We start from the raw sequence: 26,782 nt of genomic DNA on the forward strand, positions 1-26,782 counted from the left end.
GGTGTGAAGGAAATCAGTAGCCGTTGGGCGAGGCCACGCCCGGTGCGGCCTTGTACTTTGCGAGCAGCTGCTTTGCCGCCGCCGCCAGCACGATGGTGTCCACGCCCACCGCCACGAACAGCGCGCCGGCCGCGAGCCATTTGCGCGCCTGCTCTTCGCTGGTCGACAGGATGCCCGGCGCCTTGCCGGCCTTGCGGATGCGTGCGATGGCATCGGCGATCACGGCCTGCACCTCGGGGTGGTTGGGCTGGCCCACGAAGCCCATCGAGGCCGACAGGTCGGCCGGCCCGATGAACACGCCGTCCACGCCCGGCGTGGCCGCGATGGCGTCGAGGTTCTTCATCGCCTCCACCGTTTCGGCCTGCACCAGCAGGCAGGTCTGCGCGTTGGCTTCGTGCAGGTAGTTCGGGTAGGCCTGCCAGCGCGAGGCACGCGCCAGCGCGCTGCCCATGCCGCGGATGCCTTCGGGCGGGTAGCGCATGCCCTGCACCAGCCGCGCGGCCTGCTCGGCCGTGTCGACCATCGGCACCAGCAGCGTCTGCGCGCCGATGTCGAGGTACTGCTTGATCAGCGTGGTGTCGCCGACCGGAATGCGCACGATGGGGTGCGAGCGTTCCGACTCGGCCTGCGCAGACCACGCGCTGGAGATGCCCTGCAGTTGGGCGAGCACCGAGCGCACGTCGTTGGGCGCGTGCTCGCCGTCGACCAGCAGCCAGTCGTAGCCGGTGCCGGCCAGGATCTCGGCCACGTAGCCGTCGGCCAGTCCGACCCAGAGGCCGATCTGGGGCTTGCCCGCTTGAAGGGCCTGCTTGAAGGTATTGATGGGTGTTTGCATGGCGTCTTTCTTCTTTCAGACAAGGCGGAACGAGATGGCGCCGAGCGGGCCGTAGTCGGCGTGGAAGGTGTCGCCCGGCACGGCAGTGGTGGGCCGCGTGAACGAGCCGGCCAGCACCACTTCGCCGGCCTCCAGGCATTCTTCCCACGGCGCCAGCTTGTTCGCGAGCCAAGCCACGCCGGTGGCCGGATGGTTGAGCACGGCCGCGGCCACGCCCGATTCCTCGATCACGCCGTTCTTGTAGAGCAGCGCGCTCACCCAGCGCAGGTCCACTGCATCGGGCTTCACTGGCCGGCCGCCCATCACGATGCCGGCGTTGGCCGCGTTGTCGGAGATGGTGTCGAACACCTTGCGCGGCGCCTTGGTGTGGCGGTCGAACTGCTCGATGCGCGCGTCGATGATCTCGATGGCGGGCACCACGTAGTCGGTGGCGGCCAGCACGTCGAAGATGGTCACGTTTGGCCCCTGCAGCTTCTTGCCGAGGATGAAGGCCAGTTCCACCTCGATGCGCGGCGCGATGAAGCGCCTGAACGGGATGTCGCCGCCCTGCTCGAAGAACATGTCGTCGAGCAGCGTGCCGTAGTCGGGCTCGTCGATCTGGCTGGACTGCTGCATGGCGCGCGAGGTGAGGCCGATCTTGTGGCCGCGCGCGACGCGCCCTTCGGCGATCTTGTTCCTCACCCATTCGCGCGAGATGGCGTAGCCGTCCTCGATGGTCATCTCTGGAAAGCGCTTGGAGAAGTGCTCGACCTGCACGCGCGACTTCTCGCTTTCGTGCAGCTCGGCGGCCAGTTGGGCGATGGTGGCTTGGGAGAGCATGGACTGGCTTCGTTCAGGTCTTGTTGAACAGGGGATGCAGGTTGCTGTGCTTGCCGTCGTACACCTGCCCCGGGCTTTCGTCGATCTGCAGCGTGATGCCGATGTGGCGCTTCTCGAAGATCGGCGCGAAATGCGCGCGCACGTCGGCCAGAAGTTCGTCGCCGGCTTTCTTCTTCACCGCCTCCGAGCGCCCCGCGGCCATGCGGATGTTGAGGTAGACAAAGGCGTAGTCGGCCTTGCCGTCGGCCACCGCGTAGTGCGCGGCAGGGTAGGCCAGCACGCGCGTGCCGCCGATGGGGAACACCGGCTTGTCGGCCTCGTCGCGCTGCTTCAGCATGGTGTCGGCCAGCGTGCGGCACAGCGCCGACATGTCAGTCTCGGCTTCGATGTTCGGCGTGTAGAGGATCACGAGATGGGGCATGGGTACTCTCCGTTCATTCCACCGACATCGTCGCGGCCGTACACGTCACGGCGAAGATCGGGATGGCCTTCATGTGAAGGATCTCGCCCTTGCCGCGCGCGGCCGCGGCCACGCTGATGAAGGTGCGGATCTCGAAGCCGCCCTGGCCCGCTTCGCGGTAGGTGGCCTCGTCGCCGTAGTCGTCCTGCGAGAGCAGGCCCTCGCGGTCGTTGGTGCACCAGCGCTTCATGAACTCGGCGTCCCACGCGGCATTGACCTTGCCCGAATCGGGCGTGGCGGGCCAGTGCGAGATACCGCCAGTGCCCACCAGTGCGATGCGTTCGGGTGCCTTGTCGCAGGCGCGGCGCAGCGCCTCGCCGAAAGCCCAGGCGCGGTGCAGCGGCGTGAGCGGCGGGCCTTGGCAGTTGATGTTGACGGGGATGATCTTGGTGTCGAACTCCGGCGTGAGGAAGTTCAGCGGCACCATGATGCCGTGGTCGAACTTCCATTCTTCCGCGTAGGCCACGTCCACCGTCTGCATCACCTCGCGGATCAGGCGCTGCGACAGCGCTGCGTCGCCGGGAATCCTCTGCTTCTCGATGCCCAGCCACTTCGGGTCTTCGATCGGGCCTTCGTAGCTTTCGGCCATGCCGATCGCATAGGCCGGCATGTTGTTCATGAAGAAGTTCGCGAAGTGCTCGGCGGCGATCACGATCACCGCGTCGGGCTTCGTTGCGCGCATCGCCTCGCCGAAGCGGTGGAACTGCGCGTGGAACTCGTCCTTCACCGCTGGGTCGGCGAGATGCGCGCGGCCGGTGATGCCGGGGGCGTGGCTGCACACGCCTGCGAATACGAGGCTCATACGCCTGCCACCTTTTCGTCTGTACCTGTCGTCATGGCGTAGATGCCGGCACGTACGGGGCCGTACTTGCGCACGCCTTCGCGCATGGCTTCGAGGTAGTCGGCCCACGGGATGCCGAGCAGCGGTGCGAAGTGCATCAGCAGCTGGCCATTGCAGCCGAGCACGTAGAGCTTGCCGATGTCGCCGGCGTCGATGGCCTCGCGCTCTTCATCGGTGAAGTCATAGGCGCCCAGCAGCGTAGCGCGCGTCTCGCCACCTTCGGCATAGCGCCGCTGCACTTCCTGCTCGCGATTCAGCGCGAACAGGAATTTCTGCATCGCATAGAGGCTCATCGTTCAGCCCTCCACCTGGATGTTGGCCTTGCGGATCACGTCGCCGTACTTCGCAATCTCGCTCTGTATGAAAGCCGCAAAGCGCTCCGGCGTGCCCGACAGCGACGCGATGCCTCCCTTGTGGAAGGCCTCCGTTACCACCGGCCCCGTCAGCGCGCGGTTCACTTCGGCGTTCATGCGCTGCACCACGGCGTCGGGCGTGCCGGCGGGCGCCAGCACGCCGTTCCACGAATTGGACTCGATGGGCACACCCTGTTCCGCCAGTGTGGGTATGGCCGGTGCGTACTGCGAGCGCTGCGCTGTCGCCATGCCCAGCGCGACGAGCTTGCCGTTCTGGATGTGGCTGCGGAACTCGGGCCAGTTGCCGAACATCATCGTCACCTGTCCGCCGAGCAGGTCGGTCAGCGCCGGGCCCTGGCCCTTGTAGGGCACGTGCACGATGTCCAGGCCCATCTGCAGCTTGAGCATTTCGCCCGACAGATGGGCCGAGGTGCCGTTGCCGAAGGAGGCAAAGCTCAGCGTGCCGGGCTTCGCCTTGGCTGCGTTGCGCAAGTCGGCGAGCGTCTTCAGGTCGCTGGCCGGATGCGTGGCGAGCACGTGTTCCGACATGCCCATGAGAGCGACGGGGCGCAGGTCTTTCTGCGTGTCGTAGGGCAGCTTGCGGATCAGCGTCTGGTTGGCCGTGAAGCTGTTGGCCACGCAGACGAAGGTGTAGCCATCGGGCGCGGCCTTGGCGGCAGCGTCGACGCCGATCACCGTGCCTGCGCCGGGCTTGTTGTCGACGATGACGGGTTGGCCCAGCGCCTTCGACAGCTCGACGCCGACGAGGCGCGCCACGAAGTCGGTGGTGCCGCCGGGCGTGAAGGGCACGATCACGCGGATCGGCTTGTTGGGCCATGTGCCCTGCGCACGCGCCAGCAAGGGCAGGGCCGCGAATACGGCCGCGCCTTGCAGCAGCGTGCGGCGGCGTGTGCTCACGCCACGCCCCAGTGCGGAATGTGATGCGAGCCCAGCGACACCGCCACGTTCTTCGGCTCGCAGAACACCTCGTAGCTCCAGGTGCCGCCTTCACGTCCCGTGCCCGAGGCCTTGGTGCCGCCAAAGGGCTGGCGCAGGTCTCGCACGTTCTGGCTGTTGACGAAGCACATGCCGGCTTCCACGGCGGCGGCCACGCGGTGTGCCTTGCCGATGTTCTCCGTCCACACGTAGCTGCTCAGGCCGTACTGGATGTCGTTGGCCAGGCGGATCGCATCTGCCTCGTCCTTGAACGGAATCAGGCAGGCCACCGGGCCGAAGATTTCGTCCTGCGCGATCTTCATGCGGTTGTCGACGTCGGCGAACACGGTGGGCACCACGTAGTTGCCCTTCTTCACCCGATCGGGCAGGTTCGACGGCGCATCGAGCCCGCCGCACAGCAGCGTCGCGCCTTCCTTCGGGCCCAGCTCGATGTAGCTGCGCACCTTGGCCAGGTGGGCCTGCGAGATCATCGGGCCGACGATGGTCTTCTCGTCGAGCGGGTCGCCCACGGTGATGCGCTTGGCGCGCTCGGCGAACTTCGCCGCGAAGTCGGCGTAGATCGACTGCTGCACCAGGATGCGCGAGCCGGCCGTGCAGCGTTCGCCGTTGTTGCTGAAGATCATGAACACGGCCGCGTCGAGCGCGCGGTCGAGGTCGGCGTCCTCGAAGATCACGAAGGGGCTCTTGCCGCCCAGTTCCATGCTGAACTTCTTCAGGCCCGCGCTCTTCACGATGCGGTTGCCCGTGGCGGTGGAGCCGGTGAACGAAATGGCACGCACGTCGGGGTGCGCCACCAGCGGTTCGCCCGCTTCCTTGCCATAGCCGTGCACCAGGTTCAGCACGCCGGGCGGAATGCCAGCTTCGAGCGCCAGCTCGCCCAGGCGCGCGGCCGTCAGCGGCGAGAGCTCGCTCATCTTCAGCACGGCCGTGTTGCCGAAGGCCAGGCAGGGCGCGACCTTCCACGTGGCCGTCATGAAGGGCACGTTCCACGGGCTGATGAGCGCGCACACGCCCACCGGATGGAACAGCGTGTAGTTCAGGTGCGTGGGCGTGGGGTAGGTGTGGCCGTCCACGCGCGTGCACATCTCGGCGAAGTAATAGAAGTTGTCGGCCGCGCGTGGAATGAGCTGCTTGCCGGTCTGCGCGATCACCTGGCCGCAGTCGTTGGTCTCGGTCTGCGCGATCTCGGGCACGTGCTTGGCGATCAGGTCGCCGAGCTTGCGGATCAGCTTCGCGCGCTCGGGCGCGGGCATGCCGGCCCACTTCGGAAAGGCTTCCTTCGCGGCGGCCACGGCCGCGTTCACTTCGGCTTCGCCGCCCGAGGCGACCTCGGCCAGCACTTCTTGCGTGGCGGGGTTGACGGTTTCGAAGTAGTCCGTGCCGGCCACGCGCTTGCCGGCGATCAGGTGATCGACTCTCATGCTTTTCCTTGAATGGTGTTCTGAAGCGCGCCGATGCGCTCGATCTCGGTGACGACGACGTCGCCCGGCTGGCAATCGACCACGCCGTCAGGCGTGCCGGTGAGGATCAGGTCACCCGGCGACAGCGTCATGAAGCGGCTGAAGTACTCGATGAGGAAGGGCGCGTCGAAGATCATGTCGCGCGTGCTGCCTTGCTGCGTGACGGTACCGTTGACAGAGGTGCGCAGCGCGAGCGCCATGGGGTCGGGCACGTCAGCGGCGTCGACGAACCACGGGCCCAGCGGCGTGCAGGTGTCGCGGTTCTTCACGCGCAGGTTGGGGCGATACCAGTTCTCGAGGTAGTCGCGGATGGCATAGTCGTTGGCTACCGTGTAGCCGCCGATGAAGTCGTAGGCGTCGTCGCGCTTCACGTTCTTCGCGGTCTTGCCGACGACGATGGCGAGCTCGCATTCGTAGTGCATGAACTTCACGCCGGCCGGTCGGTGCGTGTGCTGGCGGTGGCCGATGAGCGTGCTCTGGCCCTTGACGAACACCAGCGGTTCTTCGGGGGCCTTGAATTCGAGTTCCTTCGCGTGGTCGGCGTAGTTGAGGCCGAGCGCGAGGATGGTGCGGGGGCGTGCAGTCGGCGCGAGCGGGGGCAGCCAGGTGAGCTGGTCCTGCGGCACGATGCGGCCGTCGTCCAGGCGCACGGCAGCGTCTTGCTGGCCGTTGAATTCGTGGCTCGTGCCCGTGTGCTCGCGGCCTTCGAAGATGACGCGTGCGTGCTTCATGCGGCTTCCTTCACCAGCGTGTTGCTCAGTGTCTCGAACCCCGGCGCGGAGATGTCGATGCGGTCGCCGGCGCGGGCCAGCGGGCGGCCGTGACCGCAGCCGAGCATCAGCACGTCGCCGTGAGCGAGCGTCATGAAGTCGCCGACGTCGGCGAGTAGTTGTTGTGCTGGCCGTACTAGCTGCGAGAAGTCGATGGACTGCTTCAGATCGCCGTTGATGCGCACTTCGACGCGGAAGCTCGCCGGGTCGGCAACCTCTTGCGCGTCGCGCAGCACGGGGCCGATGCCCAGGAAGCCGTCGACGCACTTGAACTTCACCGGCGGCCGGAAGAAGCTCGCATGCGGTATCGACAGGTCGTTCATCAGCACGAAGCCTTCGACGTCGCCCTCTGCGCCGATCACCATGCCGATGCTCGCGCCGATTTCCACCTCGGGCACCGCAGCCGGCACGGCGATGTCGCTGCCGTGCGGGCTCCAGGTGTTGGCCGTCTTCACGTAGAGCACGGGTGCCTTCGGCGGCGCCTTGTAGGGCGGCTGCGTCATCTGCGGCGCGAGCGCATCCACTTCGGCGCGGAAGTTCAGCAAGGTGCCGTACACCGTGCCTGTGGGCAGGAAATGGCTCATGGCGAGGGTTGCTCCAGTGCGATCAGTTCGTCGAGCAGCCCGTAGAGCTGCGTGAGCTTGGCCTTGCCGAGCGACTTCTCCATCCACTCGTAGTGCGACTCGATGCTGGTCGACAGCCGCTTCACGAGCTTCATGCCGTGTGGCGTGGCCTCGACCACGGTGCGGCGCTGGTCGGCCGGATCGCGGGCGCGGGTGATGAGGTTGTCGCGTTCCATGCGCGCGAGCACGCCGGTAAGGCTGGGGCCGAGGATGAAGGCCTCTCGCGCGACCCGGCCGGTGTCGACCGCGCCGTGCTCGCCCAGCACGCGCAGCACGCGCCATTGCTGGTCGGACAGCGCGTGTTCGCGCAGGCTGGGCCGGGTGTGGGCCATCACGGCTTCGCGGGCCTGCAGCAGCAGGCGCGGCAAATTGCGGTGCGTGAATGTCGTGCTCAAGGCTTGTCTCTTCCGAAATTACTTAACATGTTAAATGATTGGCCGTTTCTTTCCAAGGCACCGGGCATCAGGGTTTGTGCGGACACCTAAACTCAAAGGATGGCCAAGGACAAAACAACTTTCGTCTGCAGCGAATGCGGCGGCACCAGCCCCAAGTGGCTCGGCAAATGCCCGAGCTGCGGCGCCTGGAACACACTCATCGAGCAGGTCGCGGGCGCGGGCAACGGGCCAGCAAACAACCGTTTCGGCACGCAGTTCGCGTCACTCGCGGGCGCGTCGGAGCTCGCGACCCTTTCCGAAATCGAGGCGACCGACATCGCGCGTACCCCCACCGGCATCGACGAGCTCGACCGGGTGCTGGGCGGCGGCATCGTCTCGGGCGGCGTCACGCTGATCGGCGGCGACCCGGGCATCGGCAAATCGACGCTGCTGCTGCAGGCGGTCGATGCGTTGCAGCGCGCGGGGCAGAACGCGCTGTACGTGACGGGCGAGGAAAGCGGCTCGCAGGTGGCGCTGCGCTCCAGGCGGCTCGGCCTCGATAACTCGCAGGTGCAGGTGCTGGCCGAGATCCAGCTTGAAAAAATCATCGCCACGCTCGACGCCACGCGCCCGGCCATCGCGGTGATCGACTCGATCCAGACGGTTTATTCAGACCAGCTCACCTCGGCCCCCGGCTCGGTGGCGCAGGTGCGCGAATGCGCGGCGCACCTCACGCGCTTTGCCAAGACCAGCGGCACGGCCGTAGTGCTGGTGGGGCATGTGACGAAGGAGGGCGCGCTTGCCGGCCCGCGTGTTCTCGAGCACATGGTCGACACGGTGCTGTACTTCGAAGGCGACACGCATTCGAGCTTTCGCCTCGTGCGCGCCATCAAGAACCGCTTCGGTGCGGTCAACGAGATCGGCGTGTTCGCCATGACCGAGCGCGGCCTGAAGGGCGTGACCAATCCGAGCGCGATCTTCCTGAGCCAGCACCCCGAGCCGGTGCCCGGCAGCGTGGTGCTGGTCACGCTCGAAGGCACACGGCCGATGCTGGTGGAGATCCAGGCGCTGGTCGACAACGGCGGGCCCAGCCCGCGCCGCCTGTCGGTGGGCCTGGACCGCGACCGCCTCGCCATGCTGCTGGCCGTGTTGCACCGCCACGCGAGCGTGGCCTGCATGGACCAGGACGTGTTCGTCAATGCGGTGGGCGGCGTGCGCATCAGCGAACCTGCGGCCGACCTGGCCGTGATGCTCGCCATTACGTCGAGCCTGCGCGGCAAGCCGCTGCCCAAGGGCTTCATCGCTTTCGGCGAAGTGGGGCTGGCCGGCGAGGTGCGACCCGCGCCGCGCGGGCAGGAGCGTTTGCGCGAAGCGGCCAAGCTCGGTTTCAGCGTGGCCGTGGTACCCAAGGCGAATGCGCCGCGCAAGGGCACGAAAGAGATCGAAGGTTTGACGATCCACGCCGTCGAACGCATCGAAGAGGCGATGGACGTGGTCCGCCGCCTCGATTGACCATCGGGAAAAAATGCCCGGCGCGCCTGTGACGCGCCGGGCTACCCTCCCTATCCCCCGATGTGTGTCGTGAACGCCGGTCCGCTGCTGGGTACGCATTGGCCGCTGCCCAACGTGGCCGGGTTCATCGTGTACTGGCATCCCGGGTCGCCGCCGCGGCTGCCGGTGGCGTTCGCCATGCCGGTGCCTTGCGAGCCTGCGACCCGGGTTGCCTCTCCCTGAAACTGTTCGCGCCCGTCCATGCCGCTGATCGCCGTGCCGACGAGGGTGAGACGAACGAAGGTGACGGAACGCGGGATGGTCATACGCTTTTCGGTGGCCCGGGCTTGCTGTGCCCGTGAAGCAAAATGTGCCGCGTGGGGCTCGCGTGCCATGCGCTTTTCGGGGTGAGTACCGTCCAGCGCGCCCAGGGGTAGTCAGGGCCGCTACTTCGGCGCCTGCCCCGGGGCGGCGACAATGCGCGCCATGGATTTCAAGAAACTTCTGGTGCCCGTGGGCGCCATCCTTCTCCTGGGGCTGGCCTGGCGCAGCGGCGGTTGGGGCGGTGTTGCCCTGGCCGGCGGCGCGATCGTGATGTTCTTGCTGCTGCACTTCAACCGCGCGATGCAGGTGCTCAAGCGCGCGGCCGAACGGCCGGTGGGCTATGTGGCCAGCGCGGTGATGCTCAATGCCAAGCTCAAGCCGGGCGTGACGCTGATGCACGTGATCGCGATGACGCGCGCCCTCGGCGAGCTGCGCTCGCCCAAGGACGAGCAGCCCGAGCACTACCGCTGGACCGATGGCGGCGGCTCGTATGTCGATACCGTGTTCAACGGCGGCAAGCTGCAGAGCTGGACGATGACGCGGCCCGAAACGGCGCCCGAAGACGACAGCACGCAGACCCCCGCGGCCTGATCAGCCCGCGCCCGCCTTGCGCCTTGGCTGCCGCCAAGGCGGATTCGCTTTCGCATGGTGGCGCGCCTCCTTCACGAATTCGGTGCACACGTGCGTCATGAGGTCGGCCGAGCGGTAGACCAGGAACACGTCGAAGTCCGGCAGCGCATCGGTGATCGACAGCTTTTCCAGCAGGCCGGGCTGCAGCCGCAGCGGCCCCGCGCCGTGGAAGACGAAATCCGACCACATGCTGATCAGGTCGGTCTGCGTGGCCAGCTGCAGGCCCAGCAGGTTCGAGGCGCTGTGCACCATGCGCCTGGGCATCTCCAGGCCGTGCAGGCGCATCGTGCTCACCAGCGGGCTGCCGGCGTCGTCGACGGGGTCGAGCACCAGCCAGTCGGCGTCGAGCAGCGGCTGCAGCTTGCGCACGCGCCGCAGCGGATGGCCGGCACGCACCGACAAATGCATCGCCACTGAGAAAAGCGGCTCCCACTGGAGGGCGCTGGTGCCCGGCCCGTTGCAGGTGGAAACCAGTCCCAGGTCGAGCCGCCCCTCGCGCAGGCCTTCGAAGATCTGCTGCGGCCGCAGCTCGAAGCCGCGCATCGCCACATTGGGAAAGCGCTGGCGGAACGAAGCCATCGCATCGGGCAGCGGCCCGCTCGATGCCACCGCGGTAAAGCCGATGTTGAGCTGCGCCTCGTCGTGCCCGCGGATCGCTTCGATGTCTTCGAGCGCATGCCGCAGTTCCTGCTCGACAAGGCTCGCGCGCTTGACCAGCGCCACGCCGTAGGGGGTGAGACTCACGCCGCGCGTGGAACGCGACATCAGCGTCACGCCGAGTTCGCGCTCCAGTTCCGAAATGGTCTTCGACAGCGCGGGCTGCGTGGTGTGCAGGCTGCGCGACGCCTCATGGATGCTGCCGTGCTGTGCCACCGCCAGCAGAACGCGCAACTGTTGCAGCTTCATCGTGGTGCCGATCTCCCGAAAAAAGGCGTCCTGAGGGTTGTCCCGATGGCTTCCGGTGCCTGTTTATGACGGGGATGCCGTTTGGTTATCAGCATGAAAATATGTGATTCTTTGCCGCAGCGCTTTGCCTGAATACTCCGCCGCCAGAGGCCGATCCGGCCCCCCGCAACCTGTTCGTGGAGTGACATTAGATGAGCGAAGCCGCATTGCCCGCAAGCCCGATCCGGGGCCCTTCACCAGCCGCCGCTACCGCCGTGCAAGGCAAGGGAAGGCAGAGCCAGTTCCGCCTGATCGCCGCCTGCTCGCTGGGCAATGCGCTGGAGATGTACGACTTCACCGTCTACAGCTTCTTCGCGCTGCTGATCGGCAAGCTGTTCTTCCCCTCCGACAGCCCGTACGGCTCGCTGCTGCTGGCCGTGGCCACCTTCGGCATCGGCTTCGTGATGCGGCCGCTGGGCGGCGTGATCATCGGCAACTACGCCGACCGCAAGGGCCGCAAGGCCGCGATGACGCTGACCATCGGCCTCATGGTGCTCGGCACGCTGTGCATCGCGTTCGCGCCCAGCTATGCGTCGGCCGGCGTGTTCGGCTCGCTGATGATCGTCGCGGGCCGGCTGCTGCAGGGCTTTTCGCTGGGCGGCGAGGTGGGTGCGGCCACCTCGATGCTGATGGAGGCCGGAGGCATCAAGGGACGGGGCTTCCGCGTGAGCTGGCAGCTTGCGAGCCAGGGCGTGTCTGCGCTGCTGGGCGCGCTCACGGGCGCCGCGCTGTACGCCGCATTGCCGCAGGCGTCGCTCGAAAGCTGGGGCTGGCGCCTGCCGTTCCTGCTCGGCCTGCTGATCGCGCCGGTGGGGCTCTACATTCGCGCGCACCTCGAGGAAACGCACACCGCCGAGAGCCATGAATCCAGCCCCGTCGGCCGGCTGCTGCGCAACCACGGCGGCACGGTGCTCAAGGGCATCCTCGCCACCACGGCGGGCACGGCGACGATGTACCTCGTGGTGTTCTTCATGCCCACCTACATGATCCGCGTGCTGCACATGCCGCCGTCGCTGTCGCTGCTGTCGGGCTGCGTCACGGGCATCACGCTGTTCGTGGTGTCGCTGGTGGCGGGGCGATTGGCCGACAGGCTGCCGAACCGCAAGCCGCTGGTGATCGGCTCGCTGCTGTTCAGCGTTGTCGCCGTCTACCCGGTGTTCTGGATCATCAGCCACTACCCGAGCGTGCCGCTGGTGCTGGCGTTGTCGGCACTGCTGACCGCGAGCGTGAACATCGGCACCACGCCGATGTTCCTGATGCTGCTCGAGATGCTGCCTGCCGGCGTGCGCGCCAGCGGCATCTCGGTGATCTACAGCGTAGGTGTGACGGTGTTCGGCGGCTCCTCGCAGTTCATCGTCACCTGGCTGCTCGCGAAGACGGACAACCCGATGTCGCCGGCCTTCTACATGATGGTCTGCGGCGTGCTGAGCCTGTGTGCGCTGCTGAGCCTGCGCGAACGCAAGGCCGATTGATCGAAGAACTTCACCGAGAGCGAACCCTTTCACATGACCCGCGAACTCAGCCCCCAGACCACGAAGCTCCTGTCGCGCCTGCTCCCCCAGGCCGACGTCGACACGAAGGCCTTCGTCGACATCCGCCGCCAGATCCACGCCAACCCGGAGCTCGGCTTCGAGGTGAGCGCGACCAGCGAACTCGTTGCCAACCTGCTGCGCAGCTGGGGCTACGAGGTGCACACCGGCATCGGCAAGACCGGCATCGTGGCGCAGCTCAAGCTCGGCAGCGGCACGCGCCGCCTCGGCATCCGCGCCGACATGGACGCGCTGCCCATCATCGAGGCCACCGGCCTGCCGTATGCGAGCCGAAACCCGGGCCGCATGCATGCCTGCGGGCACGACGGCCACACGGCGATTCTGCTGGCCGCGGCCAAGGCGCTGGCGACGGCGCGCAACTTCGACGGCACGTTGAACCTGATCTTCCAGCCTGATGAAGAAAACCTCTGCGGCGCGCGCGCGATGATCGCGGACGGCCTGTTCGAGCGCTTCCCCTGCGATGCGGTGTACGCGCTGCACAACGCGCCGGGCGTGCCGGTGGGCACCGTGCTGGCGGTCGAAGGCCCGGTCACGCTGTCGTCCGACGTGGCCGACGTCACGATCAAGGGCGTGGGTGGACACGGTGCCATGCCGCACCGCGCGCGCGATCCCGTCGCGGCAGCTGCGGCGGTGGTGACGGCGCTGCAGACCGTGGTGGCGCGCAACGTGGCGCCTGACGACACGGCGGTGGTGTCGGTCGGCTTCATTCGCGGCGGCGCCACGCACAACGTGATTCCGCAGTCGGTGTCGCTGGGCCTGAACGTGCGCGCGGCACTGCCCGAGACGCGCGCGCTGGTCGAGCAGCGCATCCGCGAGATCGTGAGCCTCACCGCGCAGGCGCACGGCGTGGAGGCCGAGATCGACTACCGCGAGCTGGTGCCGCCGGTGGTCAACACCGCGGCCGAGACGCAGCTGATGGCGCAGGTCTGCACCGAGCTGGTGGGCGAGGAGAACGTCATCACGAAAGTGCCCCGGGGTTTCGCGGGCAGCGAGGACTTCGCGTGGATGCTCGATGCGTTGCCGGGCTGCTATCTGCTGCTCGGCAACGGGGAGGGCGAGTTCGGGGGCTGCATGGTGCACAACCCCGGGTATGACTTCAACGACCAGGTGCTGCCGCTTGGAGCCGCATGCTGGGTGCGGCTGGCGCAGACCTACCTGGTCGCCTGAGCCATAGCGGCCTTAGAACGGCGCGTCTTCTTCCTCGGGCGCATCGGCAGGCACGGTCGTCGTGGGTGCGGCTGCCACAGCGGGCTTCTGCGCTTCGTCGGGCAATGCCGCCGAGAACGCCGCCTCGCCACCCAGTGCATCCAGCAGCGCCGGCACCAGCTGGCCCAGTTCGCCCGTGGCAATTGCCACGTCTGCGTCGAAGTTATCTTCCTTCTTGCCGCCCGCGGCGCCGTCGCCCGTGCCTTCGAGGAAGGTGATCTTGCGGATCAGCATGCCGTGCGTCAGCTCGAAGGACACGCGGTCGTCCCACGTCAGCGCGAGCCGCGTCGGGCGCTTGCCGTCGGTGATGTGCTGCTTCACCTCGTCGATGTCCAGCGGGTGCTTGGCGTAGCGCACCACGGCCTTGGAGTCGTCGGAGGCCTTGAGCTCGCACTCGCGGTCGATGGTGAAGCCGGCCGGCGGCTCCTGCGTCAGCAGCCAGTTGGCCATGGCGGCTGCGGGCTCGATCTGCGTGTTGATGAGGGCCACGGCAAAGCCGTCGAGCGACTTCACGAGGCTGGTGACCACTTCGTCGGCGCGTGCGGCGTTGCCGCTGTTGATCACGAGGCGGTTCTCGGCCTTGTCGATCCACACCGCCACGCGTGCACTGCGCGTGAAGGCCATGGGCAGCAGCTCCAGGGTGATGTCTTCCTTGAGCTCCTTCTTTTCCTTCTTGCCGGGCTTGCGGCCGGTGGTGGCTTCGATCTGCGCGCAGCGCTCGTCGAGCTTGCGGCGCACCACGGAGCCGGGCACGGTCTTGCTCTCGATCATGTATTCGACCAGCCACTGGCCGTCGATGGATTCGACCAACGGGCCGTTGGCTTCGCCGCGGGGCTCGACCCAGCCGGCGGACTTTTCCTGCGAGGGGCCGCAAGGCTCGAAGCGCTGCTTGCCGAGCCCTTCTTCCGCTTCGGCCAGTGTTTGGGACCAGGCAGGTTCGATGCGATAGACGATGACGTTCTTGAATACGGACACGGAAACCCTTTTTCCACTGGTTTGCACAACCGGCCATTGTCGGGCACCCCGTTCCGGCCCCGGCCGTAAAATCGAAAGCTTTTGCGACTTCCCCCCGTCGCACCCCACCCCCACACCGCTTCCCAAACAAAGGAATCAGGAAATGAGCTCGATCCCCCCCTCGCTGGACGACCGTGACGGCAAGATCTGGATGGACGGCGAACTCGTGGACTGGCGCGACGCCAAGATCCACGTGCTGAGCCACACGCTGCACTACGGTTGCGGCGCCTTCGAGGGCGTGCGCGCCTACAAGACGGCGGACGGCGGCACGTCGATCTTCCGCCTGGCAGAGCACACCGAGCGCCTGTTCAACAGCGCCAAGATCCTGCGCATGAAGATCCCGTTCACGCCCGAACAGCTCAACGAGGCCCAGAAACAGGTGGTGCGCGAGAACAAGCTCGAAAGCTGCTACCTGCGCCCGCTGATCTGGATCGGCTCCGAAAAGCTCGGCGTGAGCCCCAAGGGCAACAAGATCCACGCCATGGTCGCGGCCTGGTCCTGGGGCGCCTACCTGGGCGAAGAGGGCATGAAGCGCGGCATTCGCGTGAAAACCTCCAGCTACACCCGCCACCACGTCAACATCACGATGACGCAGGCCAAGACGGTGAGCAACTACACCAACTCGATCCTGGCCAACATGGAAGCGCTGGACGACGGCTACGACGAGGCACTGCTGCTCGACGCGAGCGGCTTCGTGTCGGAAGGCGCGGGCGAGAACATCTTCGTGGTCAAGGGCGGCGTGGTGTACACGCCTGACCTGTCGGCCGGCGCGCTCAACGGCATCACGCGCAACACCATCCTGCACGTGTGCAAGGACCTGGGCCTGGAACTGGTGCAAAAGCGCATCACGCGCGACGAGGTCTACATCGCCGACGAGGCCTTCTTCACCGGCACCGCTGCTGAAGTGACGCCCATCCGCGAACTCGACCGCGTCGAGATCGGCAACCGCGGCGACGGCGGCGCCCGTGGCCCGATCACCGAGAAAATCCAGTCTGCCTTCTTCGACATCGTGAACGGCAAGAACCCCAAGTACGCCCACTGGCTCACGAAAGTCTGAGAAAACCCATGTCCACCAATGCAGTCGTCGAACTCCTGGCCAAGGAGCTCAACCATCAGGGCGGCGTTTTCTGCCCCAGCCCCAAGGCCGACATGAAGCTCTGGAACAGCCACCCGAAGGTGTACCTCGACGTGGCGCGCACCGGCGAGGCCAAGTGCCCGTATTGCGGCACGGTGTACCGGCTGAAGGCCGGCGAGACGGTGTCGACGCGGCACTGAGCCGAGCCGACGCAACCGCCCTTCAGGCAGCAGCCTGGGGGGCGGTTTCTTTCTTGCGCCAACGCGACGGCAGCAGGTCGCGCCACGGATCCGGGTCTTGCTTCTCCTGCGCCAGCCGCAGGTAGACCATCGCGATGAACAGCAGTGCCAGGCCGATCTGCGCGTCGCGCATGGCCGAATTCACGCTCGACGCAATCAGCGCGATCAGCGTAGCTGCCAGCGCATAACGGCCCGCCATGTCGGGCCGTTTCCACGCCTGCCAGACGGCGGCGACCATGATGACCAGCAGGCTCAGCAAGGCCGGCAGCCCGCCCTGCGCGCCGACCCACAGGAAGTCGTTGTGCGGCATGTTCGAGTCGGCGAACAGCGCCGGGCCGCGCTTGTGCCACTGCTCGGTCCAGCCGCCGATGCCCCAGCCGGTGAGCGGCCGGTCGGCAATCATGAGGCCCGTGTCCTTGTACATGTAGTAGCGGATCACCCAGCTGCCCTTGAAGATGGCGCCGGCCTGCGCCTCTTCGATTTCCTGCACGCCGGTCTCGACCTTGTGCTGGAGCTGCGGCAACTGGTACAGCCCGGCACCCAGCACCACGGCCCCCAGCACCAGCGCGCTCACCAGCATCTTCAGGTGGTTGCGCCACTGGTGGATGCACACCACCGGAATCACCAGCAGCAGCGCGAGCACCGAGGTGCGCGAAGTCAGCGGCAGCGCCACCACCACGCCCAGCCCGAGCAGCAGCACGAAGGCCGGAATGGCACGCAGCGGCGTGTGCGCGGCGATCTGTGCAATGCCCCACACGGCGGCGGTGGACGCCACCACGCTGAACAGCAGCGCGTTGCTGATCGACTTGTTGCCCACCTCCATGACCACCGCGCGCAGCGGCGACCAGATCGGAAAGCCGACGGCGTAGTAGGCCACGATCAGCAGGATATTCAGCGCCGCGACCAGCAGGAAGCCGCGCAGCGCCCATATCGCTTCTTCGCGCGTGAGCGCCATCGCCATCAATATCGTGAGGCCGATGCGCACCCCGTGGAACAGGTTGGAGCCGGTTTCGGGGTAGTGCCGCCCGAAGGCCAGCACGAGGAAGGTCCAGGCCAGGTAGGCCACCACCGGCCACCACAGCGGGTTGGCGCGCAGCCGCGCGTAGCGCTCGCGCAAGCCGCCGGCCACCAGCATGGTGAGCAGCAGCAAGATGGCCGAAAGGTAGGTGACGCCGACCGGCATGAACACCACCAGCCCCCAGAACATGGCCGCGGGCCGAACGATGTGCGATCTCTGCATAGGGGCGGGATTTTAGGTTGGCATCTGGGAGCCAACCTGACCACGGCCCCGTGCGGGCGAGGGTGGCGCGCTCAGTGTCCGCGCACGGCTGCAGGCAGGCGGATCACAAAGCTCGCCCCACCGCCCGGGCGGTCTTCGCAGCGCACCGTGCCGCCGTGCCGTTCGGCGATCGACTTCACCAGCGCCAGCCCCAGGCCCACGCCGCCGTTGCGCTCGCTGGCGCCCGGCAGGCGGTAGAAGGGCTCGAAGATGCGTTCGCGCAGGGCCGTGGGCACGCCGGGGCCGCGGTCGTTGACGCGCACGGTGGCGTAGCCGTTGGCGCTGCCCAGTTCCACCGCGATTTCGCCAGCGCCGTATCGGCGGGCGTTTTCCAGCAGGTTGCGGATCGCACGGCGCAGCAGGCGCGACACGCCCGGCACGGTGAGCGTGGCGTTGTCGGTGCCTTCGGCCAGGTCGAGCTCGGCATTCACCTGCGAGCACTCTTCGGCCGCCAGGCCGGTCAGGTCCACGGCCTCGATGGTGCCCATGTCTGCCTCGCTGGCGTCGAGCCGGCTGGCCAGCAGGATTTCGTCGATGAGCTGGTCGAGTTCGCCGATGTTGCGCGAAATTTCCTCGCGAGCGGCCGGGCTCGGGCGCTCGCCCATCAGTTCCAGGCCCATGCGGATGCGTGTGAGCGGCGAACGCAGCTCGTGCGAGGCGTTGGCCAGCAGCGATTTGTGCGAGCGCACCAGTTGCTCGATGCGTTCTGCCGACGCGTTGAATCGTTTGGAGAGATCAGCCACTTCGTCCTGCCCTTCTTCGGTAACCCGCACCGAGAGATCGCCCTCGCCCCATCGCTGCACGCCGCGCTGCAGCGATTCCAGTCGCTGCGTGATGCGCCGCACGATCGGGTACACGCCCAATGCCACCGCCACGCCCACCAGCGCGATCATCCAGCCCAGCCCGAAGGGCGTGCGCCACGGCGCGAAGCCGCCGGAGCCGGTGGGTCGCTCGCGCGGCGCCACGCGCAGCGTGATGGCCTTGCCGTCGCTGAGCGTCACGTCGAACTCCAGGCCCTGGCCCGGTACGCGCAAGGCGGTGCCCGCGCCGATCGGTTTGTCCTGTGCGTCCAGCACGACCACGTTGCGCGGCACTGGTGCCAGGCGCTCGCGCTCGGCCTCCGCCGCTTCGCGCACGATCCAGTTGGCCATCAGCGTGAGGATGACGACGCCGCCCACCACCGCGAGCCAGATGCGGACGTAGAGGTGGCGTGAGTAGAGGCTGCGCAGCATCGACAGCCGCTCAGTCTTGCTGTTTCGCGAATACGTAGCCCACGCCGCGCACCGTGAGGATGCGCTTGGGGTTCTTCGCGTCGACTTCTATCGCCGCGCGGATGCGGCCCATGTGCACGTCGATGGAGCGGTCGAAGGCTTCGAGTTCGCGGCCGCGCACGGCCTCCATGATCTGGTCGCGCGTGAGCACGCGGCCCGCGCGCTCGGCCATCGCCACCAGCAGGTCGAACTGGTAGGAGGTCAGGTCGGCCAGCGCGCCGGCCACCGACACGGTGCGCGCGTTGCGGTCGATTTCCAGCGTGCCGAAGCGCATCACCGTGGACGCTTCGGCCTCGGTGGCGTTCTCGCTGCGGCGGCGCAGCACGGCGCGGATGCGCGCCAGCAGCTCGCGCGGCTCGAAGGGCTTGGGCAGGTAGTCGTCGGCGCCGATTTCGAGGCCGATGATGCGGTCCATCGGGTCGCCCTTGGCCGTCAGCATCAGCACCGACACCTTCGACAGCGGCCCGGGCAGCGCGCGGATGCGGCGGCAGACTTCGAGCCCGTCGGTGTCGGGCAGCATCAGGTCGAGGATCACCAGGTCGGGCGCGTGCTGCTGCAGTTGCTCGAGCCCGGCGGCGCCGTCGCCGGCATGGTTGAACGCGAAGCCCGACTGCGTCAGGTATTCGCCCACCATCTGCGCCAGGCGGGCGTCGTCTTCGATCATCAGGAGTTGGGGGGTGCTCATGCGCTTCATGGTCGTCCACAGGGAGCAAGCAGGCTTGAACGCTCCGTAAAGTTGGGTAAACCTCGAATATCCCTGTCAACCGGCGATGCTGCGAAAAGCATAGCGCCGGGGGCAGGGGGCACGGTACTCAGCCCCGGCTGTGCGGCCTCAGCTGCAGCCGCAGCGACAGCGTGGGAGACAGCAGCAGGTCGATGGGGGCCGAACCGTTGCCATTGTCGATGTGCGCCAGCGATTCGAACAGCGGCAGCGCCTGCGCCATGGGGTTGATTTCGGCGAGCGACTTCGCGGCCTCGGAGCGCGGCGGCGTGGCGTTGTTCTCGCTGCCGGCCAGCGACCAGTCGAGCGCCGCCACGGTCCGTTCGGTCGGTTCGCTGGCGATCACCAGCGCCAGCGCCAGCAGGCCGCGGCTGTCGGTGACGGAGGTCAGCGCACCCACCGTGGGCGCGTCGTAGCCCACCAGCAGCACCGGCTCCTGGTCGCAGGCGCATTGCACCGCAGCTTCGAGCAGGCCCGAGGCAAAGCTGTGCTCGTAGGCAGACACGGCGTTGCTGGCCGCCATGCAGCCGGTGCCGATGGTCCAGTAGCCCACGGCCGCGTTGTGCACCGAGTTGTGGAACTTGGTGGGCGACAGCATCTTCGGGTCGCCTGCGAGCGTGCTGCACATGTAGTCGTTGATCGACAGGTCGCCGTGCGCCGACGTGAACACGCAGGGCACGTCGGCAGCGTTGCGGCCCGAGCCGGCCAGGGCGGCGGCCGCCACTTCGAGCGCCAGCGCCACGGTGTCGGGCGCGCGGCGGCGTTCGGCCGGTGCCAGCACCTGTGGCGACGGGCGCTTGGCAGGCGGGTCGGCCAGCGTGCCTTCGCCGCGGAAAGCGGCGCGCGCGGCCTCCCAGCCGGGCAGCGTGGGCGTCCAGAAGGCGGGGCCTTCGATGTAGAGGGTGGGGGGCGTGGGGGCTTGGTTCATGTCGCTCATGCCGCCTTGCCGAACACCAGCGAGCAGTTGTTGCCGCCGAAGCCGAATGAATTGGTCAGCGCATAGCGCACCTCGCCGCGCGCCGGTTCGAGCCTGATCTGCGGGCCGAAGCCTTCGTCCAGCGTATGGGTGTTGACGGTGCCCGGCATCACGCCGCGCTCGATGGCCAGCAGGCTGATGACGGCCTCGACGATGCCCGCCGCGCCCAGCGTGTGGCCCATGAAGCCCTTGGTCGAGCTGGCGTGCGTGCGCGCCGGGAAGCGGCGCGCCACCAGCGCGCCCTCGACCTCGTCGTTCTTCTGGCTCGCGGTGCCGTGCATGTTGATGTAGTCGATGGCCTCGGGCGCGAGGCCGGCGCGCGCCAGCGCCTCGTCGAGTGCGCGTTCGGCGCCCAGGCCCTCGGGGTGCGGCGTCGACATGTGGTGCGCGTCGCTGGCCTCGCCGTAGCCCAGCAGGTGCAGCGGCGCGGCATCGGCGCCGGTCTGCACGCGCTCGACCAACGCGAAGCCCGCGGCCTCGCCGAGGCTGATGCCCTTGCGGGTGGCGTCGAAGGGCCGGCACGGCTCGCTCGACACCAGTTCGAGCGAGTTGAAGCCGAACAGCACGCTGCCGCACAGCGTGTCGGCCCCACCGACCACGGCCGCGTCGGCCAGGCCCAGGCGGATCAGCCGCTCGGCCGAGGCGAACACCTTGGCGCTCGACGAGCAGGCGGTGGAAATGGTCTCGCTCGGGCCGCTGATGCCCAGCACCTGCTGCGTGAACATGGCCAGCGAGTGCGGCGTGTGCACTGCGGCGCGGCGCTGGTTCACTGGGAACATGCCCTGTTCGTCGAGCTGGGTGTAGGCCAGCTCGGTCTCGCCGATGCTGGCGGTCGAGGTGCCCAGGATCAGCGCGATGCGTGAGGCCCCGTACTTCTCGCGCGCGGCGGCCACGGCCTCGATGAAGCCGTCGGCATGCAGGCCCAGCCAGGCGAGCCGGTTGTTGCGGCAGTCCCAATGGGCGAGCGATTCGGGCAGGCGGATCTCCTCGAGGCCGTTGACGCGGCCGATCCAGGTGGGCAGCGGCGCGTCGCCGAAGTCATTGGCGCGCAGCCCGCTGCGTGAGTGGGCGAGCGCGTCGGCCAGCACGTCCTTGCCGACACCGACGGCGGAGGTCGCCGTGTAGGCGCTGATTTGGAGAGGAGAAATTCGGGACGGCACGATCTTGTAGGGGCTTGCTGGCAGGCTCGCGGACGATGGGCGCGCAGGAAGAGGGCGCGAGGGGGAAAGGAGAATGAAAGAAACGAATGTATACCGGCACAGCCTACCAGTTGCGCGGCGCGCGCAGCGTCGGCTGTTTCCTATAGGGCCCAGGCCCTATTGACGGTCGGCGGGCCTTGTGATGGCCGTCATCCGCGAGGCCAGCGCCACCAGCACCAGCACCGGCACGCCCAAGAGCGCGGTGGCAACGAAGAAGGTGCTGTAGCCATAGGCGTCGACGAAGACGCCCGAATAGCCGGCGATGAACTTCGGCAGCAGCAGCATCAGCGAGCTGAACAGGGCGTACTGCGTGGCCGAATAACTGATGTTCGTGAGGCTCGACAGGTAGGCGATGAAGGCCGCCGAGGCGATGCCGCCGGCCAGGTTGTCGGCCGAGACCACGGCGATCAGCGCCGTCAGGTCGTGCCCGCGCGAGGCCAGCCAGGCAAACAGCAGGTTGCTGGCCGCGCTCAGCACCGCGCCCAGCATCAGCACCCGCATCACGCCCAGGCGCATCGACAGCACGCCGCCGACGAAGGCACCCACCAGCGTCATGATCACGCCGTAGATCTTGCTGACCGAGGCCACCTCGTCCTTGGTGAAGCCCATGTCCACGTAGAAGGGGTTGGCCATGATGCCCATCACCACGTCGCTGATGCGGTAGATGGCGATCAGCGAGAGGATCAGCACCGCCTGCCACTTGTAGCGGCGGATGAAGTCGGCGAAGGGCTCTACCAGCACGCTCTGCAGCCATTCGGCGGCATTCTTCGCCTTGGGCAGCACGCGCGGCACCGGTTCGGGCGACAGCAGCACCGTGATCACGCCCACCGCCATCGAGGCCGCCATCACCAGGTAGGCCGTCTTCCACGCCCCGTTCTGGTACGCCGCCGCGCCCGTGACCGCGGCCGCCGGTGCCACCTCGGCCCAGGCCGCGACCCACAGGACGCCCGCGCCGGCCCAGATCATCGCGAGCCGGTAGCCGGTCTGGTAGGCGGCCGCCAGCGCGGCCTGCTTGCGCGTTTCGGCCGATTCGATGCGGAAGGCGTCGAGCGCGATGTCCTGCGTGGCCGAGCCGAAGGCCACCAGCAGCGCGCACCAGATCAGCGGCGTGAGGCCCAGCCGCGGGTCGTTCAACGCCATGCCGATCAGCCCGGCGATCACCACGCACTGCGCCAGCAGCAGCCAGCCGCGTCGGCGCCCGAGCAGGGTGGTCAGCGGCGGCAGCGGCAGCCGGTCGACCAGCGGCGCCCAGACCCACTTGAAGCCGTAGGCCAGGCCGACCCAGCTCAGGTAGCCGATGGTGGTGCGGTCGATGCCCGCTTCGCGCAGTCGGAAACTCAGCGTGCCGAGCACCAGCAGCAGCGGCAGCCCGGCGGAGAAACCCAGCGCCAGCATGCGCAGGGTGGCGGGTTCCAGGTAGACCTTCAGCGCGTCGCGCCAGGGCGGTGAGGGGGCGGTGGGGTTTTCTGCGGGCGAGGCGGACATGAACCCCGGATTGTCCATGAGTGGCGGGGGACATCGGCCAGGGCCTTTGTCTTCATTTGTTCCTATGATCCGCCTCCTATGTGCACACGCTGCGATCGCCCTGTTTCCGCCATCTCTGCCGCTTCCACGTGGAATCCCCGGCGGGCCTTTCTTCTGGCCGCCGCCGGCGCGGCCCTCAGTGCGCCGGCGCTGGCGCAGGTCGATGTCGGCAACGCCTCGGTGGCGCGCAACCTCGTGCCGGCCGACAGGATCGAGGCTGCCGGCGTGCAGCAATACGGCCAACTGCTCGAACAGGCGCGCGCCAAGAATGCGCTCGCGGGCGACAGCAACCCGCAACTGCAGCGCCTGCGCGCCATTGCCAAGCGCCTCATTCCTTTCGCCACGCCGTGGAACTCGCGCGCCCGCGACTGGAAGTGGGAGGTCAACCTGATCGGCAGCAAGCAGATCAACGCCTTCTGCATGCCCGGCGGCAAGATCGCCTTCTTCACCGGCATCCTCGAACAGCTCAAGCTCACCGACGACGAGGTCGCGATGGTCATGGGCCACGAAATGGCCCACGCGCTGCGCGAGCATGCGCGCGCCCGCATGGCCAAGAGCGCGGGCACGGGCGCGGCGCTCTCCATCGGTGCGCAACTGCTCGGCTGGGGCCAGGTGGGCGACCTGGCGGCGCGCGCCGGCACGCAGCTCCTCACGCTCAAGTTCAGCCGCAGCGACGAGACCGAGGCCGATCTCGTGGGGCTCGAACTCGCGGCGCGCGCGGGCTATGACCCGAAGGCTTCGGTGTCGCTGTGGAAGAAGATGGCCGCGGCGTCGAAGAACCAGGGCAGCCTGAACTTTCTTTCGACGCACCCGAGTGGGCCGGATCGCATCACGAAGCTCGAGGCGAACCTGCCGAAGGTCGAGCAGCTCTACCGCGACGCGAAGAAGAGCTGACCTGCATGACGCTCTTTTCCCTTGGGGAGAGGGCGGCGGCCTCCAGATAAGAGCCGCGCCTCATCGTCTGCACCTGCCCTCACCCCAACCCTCTCCCCGAGGGGGGAGGGGGCCAATCCCCGACACGTTTCAGATCCGCGCCACACCGCGTTTCCGCTGGCACGCCGCTTGCATCTCAACTTGTACACATGTTTGGATGCCTGATGATGGTGCATGAAGAAAACGGAGAAAGCGGATCGCCTGCCGCTGCCTGGATCGCGAAATTCGCGACCCCCGTGGCGGACGCAGCGGCTGGCAAGGCCCTGGGCTTTGCCCTGCCGCTCGCCGGGCTGAGCTTCGCGGTCAAGGACAACATCGACGTCGCCGGCGCGCCCACCACGGCCGCTTGCCCGGCCTTCGACCGCCTTCCCACGGTCCATGCAGCCGTGGTGCAGCGCCTGCTCGAAGCCGGTGCATCGCTGGCTGGCAAGACCAACCTCGATCAGTTCGCCTGCGGCCTGAACGGCACGCGTTCGCCGTACGGCGAAGTGCCCAACGCCTTCGACGCGCGATACGTTTCGGGCGGCTCCAGCTCGGGCTCGGCCTACGTGGTGGCGGCCGGCGAGGTCGACTTCGCGCTGGGCACCGACACCGCCGGCTCGGGCCGCGTGCCGGCCGGGCTCAACAACATCGTCGGACTCAAGCCTTCGCGCGGCCTGCTGAGCACCTTCGGCGTGGTGCCCGCGGCGCAGAGCGCCGACTGCGTCTCGATCTTCGCGCGCACCGTCGCCACCGCGGTCGACGTGCTGCTCGCCGCAGTCGGCCACGACGCGCGCGACCCGTACTCGCGCGACCTGGCCCTGAGCCGCAAGCCGCTGCCCGCGCACTTTCGCTTCGGCGTACCCGACAAGCTGAGCTTCTTCGGCGACACCGCCGCCGAACGGGCGTTCAACGACGCGACCGCGCGCCTGCTGGCCATGGGTGGCTCGCCAGTGACCATTTCCTACGCCCCGCTCGCCGAGGCCGCCGCGCTGCTCTATGAAAGCGCGCTGGTCGCCGAACGCTACGCCGCGGTGCGCGAGTTCTTCGATGCGCACGGCGACGACGTGATCGAGCCCGTGCGCGGCATCCTTGCGAGTGGCCGCAACTACAGCGCCGCCGACGTGTTCGAGGCCCAGACGCGGCTGCGCGCCATTGCGCAGCAGGTCGAGCCGATGTGGCGTGACATCGACGTGCTGCTCGTGCCCACCGCGCCCACGCACTACACCCGCGAGCAGATGCGCGCCGACCCGGTGGTGCTGAACCGCAACCTCGGCGCGTACACCAACTTCGTCAACCTGCTCGACTACGCCGCGCTCTCCGTGCCCAGCAGCCTGCGCGCGGACGGCCTGCCCTTCGGCATCACGCTGATCGGCCCCTGCGGCAGCGACCTCGCGCTGGCCGACCTGGGCCAGCGCTACCACCACGCCACCGGGCTCGCGCAAGGCGCGACCGGCGTGCCGCTGCCCGAGCCGCGTGCCATTCCCGGCCTCGCCGCGCCGGACGCCGGCACCCTGCCCATCGCCGTGGTCGGTGCGCATCTCTCGGGCATGCCGCTCAACGCCCAGCTCACCGAGCGCGGCGCCAAGCTGCTGCGTGCCACGACGACCTCGCCCTTCTACCGCCTCTACGCACTGCCGGGCACCGTGCCGCCCAAGCCCGGCCTGCAGCGTGTGGTCGAGGGCAGTGAAGGCGCTGCCATCGCGCTCGAAGTGTGGGCCGTTCCGCTGGCGCAGGTCGGCAGCTTTCTCTCCCTCATTCCGCCGCCCCTGGGCCTCGGCAGCGTCGAGCTGGCCGACGGCTGCTGGGTGAAAGGCTTCATCTGCGAGGGCCACGCGCTGGCCGGTGCGCAGGACGTGACCCTCCTTGGCGGCTGGCGCGCATACGTCGCGAGCCGCGCCACCCCGAGTTCCAACTGACCAGGAGTTCCGATGAGCACCCAAGACAAACCTCCCGCATCGCGTCGCCGAAAGCTGCTGCAGGCCGGCGCCGCGGGCCTGGCCGTGCTGGCCGCGCCCGCCATCGTGCGTGCGCAGGGCGCCGCCAAGCTGCGCATCGGTTTCTGGCCCGTGGCCGCCGGCCTGCCGTTCTTCGCGGCGGTCGACAAGGGCTACTTCAAGGAAGCCGGCCTCGACGTCGAACCGCTCAAGTTCGCCGGCGCGCAGCAGGTGATGGAAGGCATGCTCGCGGGCCGCTGCGACGGCAGCGCCAACGGCACTGGCTCGGCCAACCTCGCCATCGGCGAGATCGCGCAGCCTGGCCTCTTCAAGATCTTCTGCACCAACCCGAGCAACGCGAAATACGTGCTCGACGAATTCATCGTCGCCAAGGACAGCCCCATCAAGACCATGGCCGAACTGGCCGGCAAGAAGGTCGCCTCGGGCCCTGGCATCCAGAACGTCACGCTGTGCAAGACCATGCTGGACCGCGCGGGCGCCAAGGGCGCGACCGTGAGCGAACTGCCCATCGGCCAGCACGTGGCCGCACTGGTCGCGGGCCAGGTCGACGCCTGCTACACGCTGGAGCCCACCGGCACCGTCGGCCGCATGAACGGCACCACGCGCGTCATCGAGGCCGGCGTGGTCGCCAAGTACATCCTCGGCGACCCGATGGCGCCCTGGCACGGCGGGGCAGCCAGCCTCACCACCGAGTTCATCAAGAAGAACCCCGAGATCGCCAAGAAGTACATCGCCGCCTACGCGCGCGGCGTGGAGCTGGTGCGCACCAAGCCCGACGAGGCACGCCAGTTCATGAAGGGCTACACCGCCATCGAAGGCAAGCTCACGGCGGAAGTGCCGCTCGCGTCGTACATGCTCTACAACGAGTTCAAGCCCAGCGACGTCGCGTACTTCCAGAAGTTCTACGACCTGTTCACCGACAAAGGCATCTTCGAGAAGAAGGTCGTGGTGGACACGCTCCTCTACAAGGCCTGAC

28 protein-coding genes are annotated in these 26,782 nt (G+C 67.7%); 9 read left to right on the top strand and 19 right to left on the bottom strand.

Annotation, left to right across the window (positions count from 1 at the left end):
• Positions 1-13: 13 nt before the first annotated feature.
• From hpaI to hpaR, 10 genes are read right to left on the bottom strand one after another with little or no spacing between them, the layout of a single operon-like run.
• Positions 14-835: a 4-hydroxy-2-oxoheptanedioate aldolase gene (gene hpaI, locus ACTG4X_RS02460; protein WP_097197388.1), complete on the bottom strand. Its 822-nt coding sequence runs from the start codon at positions 833-835 to the stop codon at positions 14-16.
• 15 nt (positions 836-850) lie between these two features.
• Positions 851-1,654: a 2-oxo-hept-4-ene-1,7-dioate hydratase gene (gene hpaH, locus ACTG4X_RS02465; protein ID WP_097197387.1), complete on the bottom strand. Its 804-nt coding sequence runs from the start codon at positions 1,652-1,654 to the stop codon at positions 851-853.
• Between the two features lie 13 nt (positions 1,655-1,667).
• The gene (locus ACTG4X_RS02470) at positions 1,668-2,075 is read right to left on the bottom strand and encodes a 5-carboxymethyl-2-hydroxymuconate Delta-isomerase (protein WP_097197386.1); all 408 of its coding nucleotides are present in this window, start codon (positions 2,073-2,075) and stop codon (positions 1,668-1,670) included.
• Positions 2,076-2,088: 13 nt separating this feature from the next.
• Complete coding sequence (locus tag ACTG4X_RS02475) at positions 2,089-2,916, bottom strand: extradiol ring-cleavage dioxygenase (RefSeq protein ID WP_097197385.1); 828 nt, start codon at positions 2,914-2,916, stop codon at positions 2,089-2,091.
• Positions 2,913-3,248, bottom strand: coding sequence for an aromatic ring-opening dioxygenase subunit LigA (locus tag ACTG4X_RS02480; RefSeq protein WP_097197384.1), 336 nt, complete (start codon positions 3,246-3,248; stop codon positions 2,913-2,915). Before ACTG4X_RS02480 ends, ACTG4X_RS02475 begins: the two co-directional genes overlap by 4 nt.
• Before the next feature lie 3 nt (positions 3,249-3,251).
• Entirely contained in the window at positions 3,252-4,226 is a 975-nt protein-coding gene (locus tag ACTG4X_RS02485) for a tripartite tricarboxylate transporter substrate binding protein (RefSeq protein ID WP_097197383.1), read from the bottom strand.
• A complete protein-coding gene (gene hpaE, locus ACTG4X_RS02490; RefSeq protein WP_097197382.1) occupies positions 4,223-5,686 on the bottom strand; it encodes a 5-carboxymethyl-2-hydroxymuconate semialdehyde dehydrogenase in 1,464 nt (487 codons plus the stop codon). The genes ACTG4X_RS02485 and hpaE overlap by 4 nt, the downstream gene beginning before the upstream one ends.
• Positions 5,683-6,456: a fumarylacetoacetate hydrolase family protein gene (locus tag ACTG4X_RS02495; protein WP_097197381.1), complete on the bottom strand. Its 774-nt coding sequence runs from the start codon at positions 6,454-6,456 to the stop codon at positions 5,683-5,685. Before ACTG4X_RS02495 ends, hpaE begins: the two co-directional genes overlap by 4 nt.
• Positions 6,453-7,079, bottom strand: coding sequence for a fumarylacetoacetate hydrolase family protein (locus ACTG4X_RS02500; protein ID WP_097197380.1), 627 nt, complete (start codon positions 7,077-7,079; stop codon positions 6,453-6,455). The genes ACTG4X_RS02495 and ACTG4X_RS02500 overlap by 4 nt, the downstream gene beginning before the upstream one ends.
• The gene (hpaR, locus tag ACTG4X_RS02505) at positions 7,076-7,513 is read right to left on the bottom strand and encodes a homoprotocatechuate degradation operon regulator HpaR (protein ID WP_093053341.1); all 438 of its coding nucleotides are present in this window, start codon (positions 7,511-7,513) and stop codon (positions 7,076-7,078) included. Before hpaR ends, ACTG4X_RS02500 begins: the two co-directional genes overlap by 4 nt.
• A gap of 99 nt (positions 7,514-7,612) precedes the next feature.
• Here hpaR and radA point away from each other — a divergent pair, with 99 nt between their 5' ends.
• Positions 7,613-9,004, top strand: coding sequence for a DNA repair protein RadA (gene radA, locus ACTG4X_RS02510; RefSeq protein ID WP_440533157.1), 1,392 nt, complete (start codon positions 7,613-7,615; stop codon positions 9,002-9,004).
• A gap of 50 nt (positions 9,005-9,054) precedes the next feature.
• On the opposite strand, the gene ACTG4X_RS02515 is transcribed toward radA, so the two are convergent.
• Positions 9,055-9,309, bottom strand: coding sequence for a hypothetical protein (locus tag ACTG4X_RS02515; RefSeq protein ID WP_097197378.1), 255 nt, complete (start codon positions 9,307-9,309; stop codon positions 9,055-9,057).
• A gap of 151 nt (positions 9,310-9,460) precedes the next feature.
• Between ACTG4X_RS02515 and ACTG4X_RS02520 the strand changes: the two genes are divergently transcribed.
• Positions 9,461-9,898 carry a glycerate kinase gene (locus ACTG4X_RS02520; protein ID WP_093053349.1) on the top strand — a complete coding sequence of 146 codons (438 nt, stop codon included), beginning with the start codon at positions 9,461-9,463 and terminating at the stop codon, positions 9,896-9,898.
• On the opposite strand, the gene ACTG4X_RS02525 is transcribed toward ACTG4X_RS02520, so the two are convergent.
• Positions 9,899-10,843 carry a LysR family transcriptional regulator gene (locus ACTG4X_RS02525; protein WP_097197377.1) on the bottom strand — a complete coding sequence of 315 codons (945 nt, stop codon included), beginning with the start codon at positions 10,841-10,843 and terminating at the stop codon, positions 9,899-9,901. It lies immediately after the preceding gene.
• A 191-nt stretch (positions 10,844-11,034) separates the two neighbouring features.
• Here ACTG4X_RS02525 and ACTG4X_RS02530 point away from each other — a divergent pair, with 191 nt between their 5' ends.
• Together ACTG4X_RS02530 and ACTG4X_RS02535 are read left to right on the top strand one after the other, a co-directional pair.
• On the top strand, positions 11,035-12,354 hold the full coding sequence (locus ACTG4X_RS02530) for an MFS transporter (protein ID WP_440533158.1): 1,320 nt from the start codon (positions 11,035-11,037) through the stop codon (positions 12,352-12,354).
• Between the two features lie 33 nt (positions 12,355-12,387).
• The gene (locus ACTG4X_RS02535) at positions 12,388-13,599 is read left to right on the top strand and encodes a M20 aminoacylase family protein (RefSeq protein ID WP_097200623.1); all 1,212 of its coding nucleotides are present in this window, start codon (positions 12,388-12,390) and stop codon (positions 13,597-13,599) included.
• Positions 13,600-13,611: 12 nt separating this feature from the next.
• On the opposite strand, the gene ACTG4X_RS02540 is transcribed toward ACTG4X_RS02535, so the two are convergent.
• Entirely contained in the window at positions 13,612-14,613 is a 1,002-nt protein-coding gene (locus tag ACTG4X_RS02540) for a recombination-associated protein RdgC (RefSeq protein ID WP_093053361.1), read from the bottom strand.
• 142 nt (positions 14,614-14,755) lie between these two features.
• Here ACTG4X_RS02540 and ACTG4X_RS02545 point away from each other — a divergent pair, with 142 nt between their 5' ends.
• Both ACTG4X_RS02545 and ACTG4X_RS02550 read left to right on the top strand, forming a co-directional pair.
• Positions 14,756-15,709 (top strand): branched-chain amino acid transaminase, encoded by a 954-nt coding sequence (locus ACTG4X_RS02545; RefSeq protein WP_093053364.1) that lies wholly within the window; start codon positions 14,756-14,758, stop codon positions 15,707-15,709.
• A gap of 8 nt (positions 15,710-15,717) precedes the next feature.
• Positions 15,718-15,927 (top strand): zinc-finger domain-containing protein, encoded by a 210-nt coding sequence (locus ACTG4X_RS02550; protein WP_097200622.1) that lies wholly within the window; start codon positions 15,718-15,720, stop codon positions 15,925-15,927.
• Between the two features lie 22 nt (positions 15,928-15,949).
• On the opposite strand, the gene ACTG4X_RS02555 is transcribed toward ACTG4X_RS02550, so the two are convergent.
• The 6 genes from ACTG4X_RS02555 to ACTG4X_RS02580 all read right to left on the bottom strand — a co-directional run bounded on the left by ACTG4X_RS02555 (position 15,950) and on the right by ACTG4X_RS02580 (position 22,915).
• Positions 15,950-17,206 (bottom strand): O-antigen ligase family protein, encoded by a 1,257-nt coding sequence (locus ACTG4X_RS02555; protein ID WP_440533159.1) that lies wholly within the window; start codon positions 17,204-17,206, stop codon positions 15,950-15,952.
• A 71-nt stretch (positions 17,207-17,277) separates the two neighbouring features.
• On the bottom strand, positions 17,278-18,477 hold the full coding sequence (locus ACTG4X_RS02560) for an ATP-binding protein (RefSeq protein ID WP_440533160.1): 1,200 nt from the start codon (positions 18,475-18,477) through the stop codon (positions 17,278-17,280).
• 10 nt (positions 18,478-18,487) lie between these two features.
• A complete protein-coding gene (locus tag ACTG4X_RS02565) occupies positions 18,488-19,210 on the bottom strand; it encodes a response regulator transcription factor (protein WP_093053372.1) in 723 nt (240 codons plus the stop codon).
• Positions 19,211-19,328: 118 nt separating this feature from the next.
• Positions 19,329-20,165, bottom strand: a complete 837-nt coding sequence (locus tag ACTG4X_RS02570) for a beta-ketoacyl synthase chain length factor (protein WP_257015058.1) — start codon at positions 20,163-20,165, stop codon at positions 19,329-19,331.
• Between the two features lie 5 nt (positions 20,166-20,170).
• Entirely contained in the window at positions 20,171-21,373 is a 1,203-nt protein-coding gene (locus ACTG4X_RS02575; protein ID WP_440533161.1) for a beta-ketoacyl-[acyl-carrier-protein] synthase family protein, read from the bottom strand.
• A gap of 156 nt (positions 21,374-21,529) precedes the next feature.
• The gene (locus tag ACTG4X_RS02580) at positions 21,530-22,915 is read right to left on the bottom strand and encodes an AmpG family muropeptide MFS transporter (RefSeq protein WP_440533162.1); all 1,386 of its coding nucleotides are present in this window, start codon (positions 22,913-22,915) and stop codon (positions 21,530-21,532) included.
• Positions 22,916-22,975: 60 nt separating this feature from the next.
• On the opposite strand from ACTG4X_RS02580, the gene ACTG4X_RS02585 reads away from it, so the two are divergent.
• From ACTG4X_RS02585 to ACTG4X_RS02595, 3 genes are all read left to right on the top strand, one after another.
• Complete coding sequence (locus tag ACTG4X_RS02585; protein ID WP_426391104.1) at positions 22,976-23,830, top strand: M48 family metallopeptidase; 855 nt, start codon at positions 22,976-22,978, stop codon at positions 23,828-23,830.
• A gap of 203 nt (positions 23,831-24,033) precedes the next feature.
• The gene (gene atzF, locus ACTG4X_RS02590) at positions 24,034-25,767 is read left to right on the top strand and encodes an allophanate hydrolase (RefSeq protein ID WP_440533163.1); all 1,734 of its coding nucleotides are present in this window, start codon (positions 24,034-24,036) and stop codon (positions 25,765-25,767) included.
• 12 nt (positions 25,768-25,779) lie between these two features.
• On the top strand, positions 25,780-26,781 hold the full coding sequence (locus tag ACTG4X_RS02595) for an ABC transporter substrate-binding protein (protein WP_440533164.1): 1,002 nt from the start codon (positions 25,780-25,782) through the stop codon (positions 26,779-26,781).
• Position 26,782: the final 1 nt, after the last annotated feature.

It is taken from the genome of Variovorax sp. YR566, from assembly GCF_051992195.1.
Lineage (GTDB): Bacteria > Pseudomonadota > Gammaproteobacteria > Burkholderiales > Burkholderiaceae_C > Variovorax.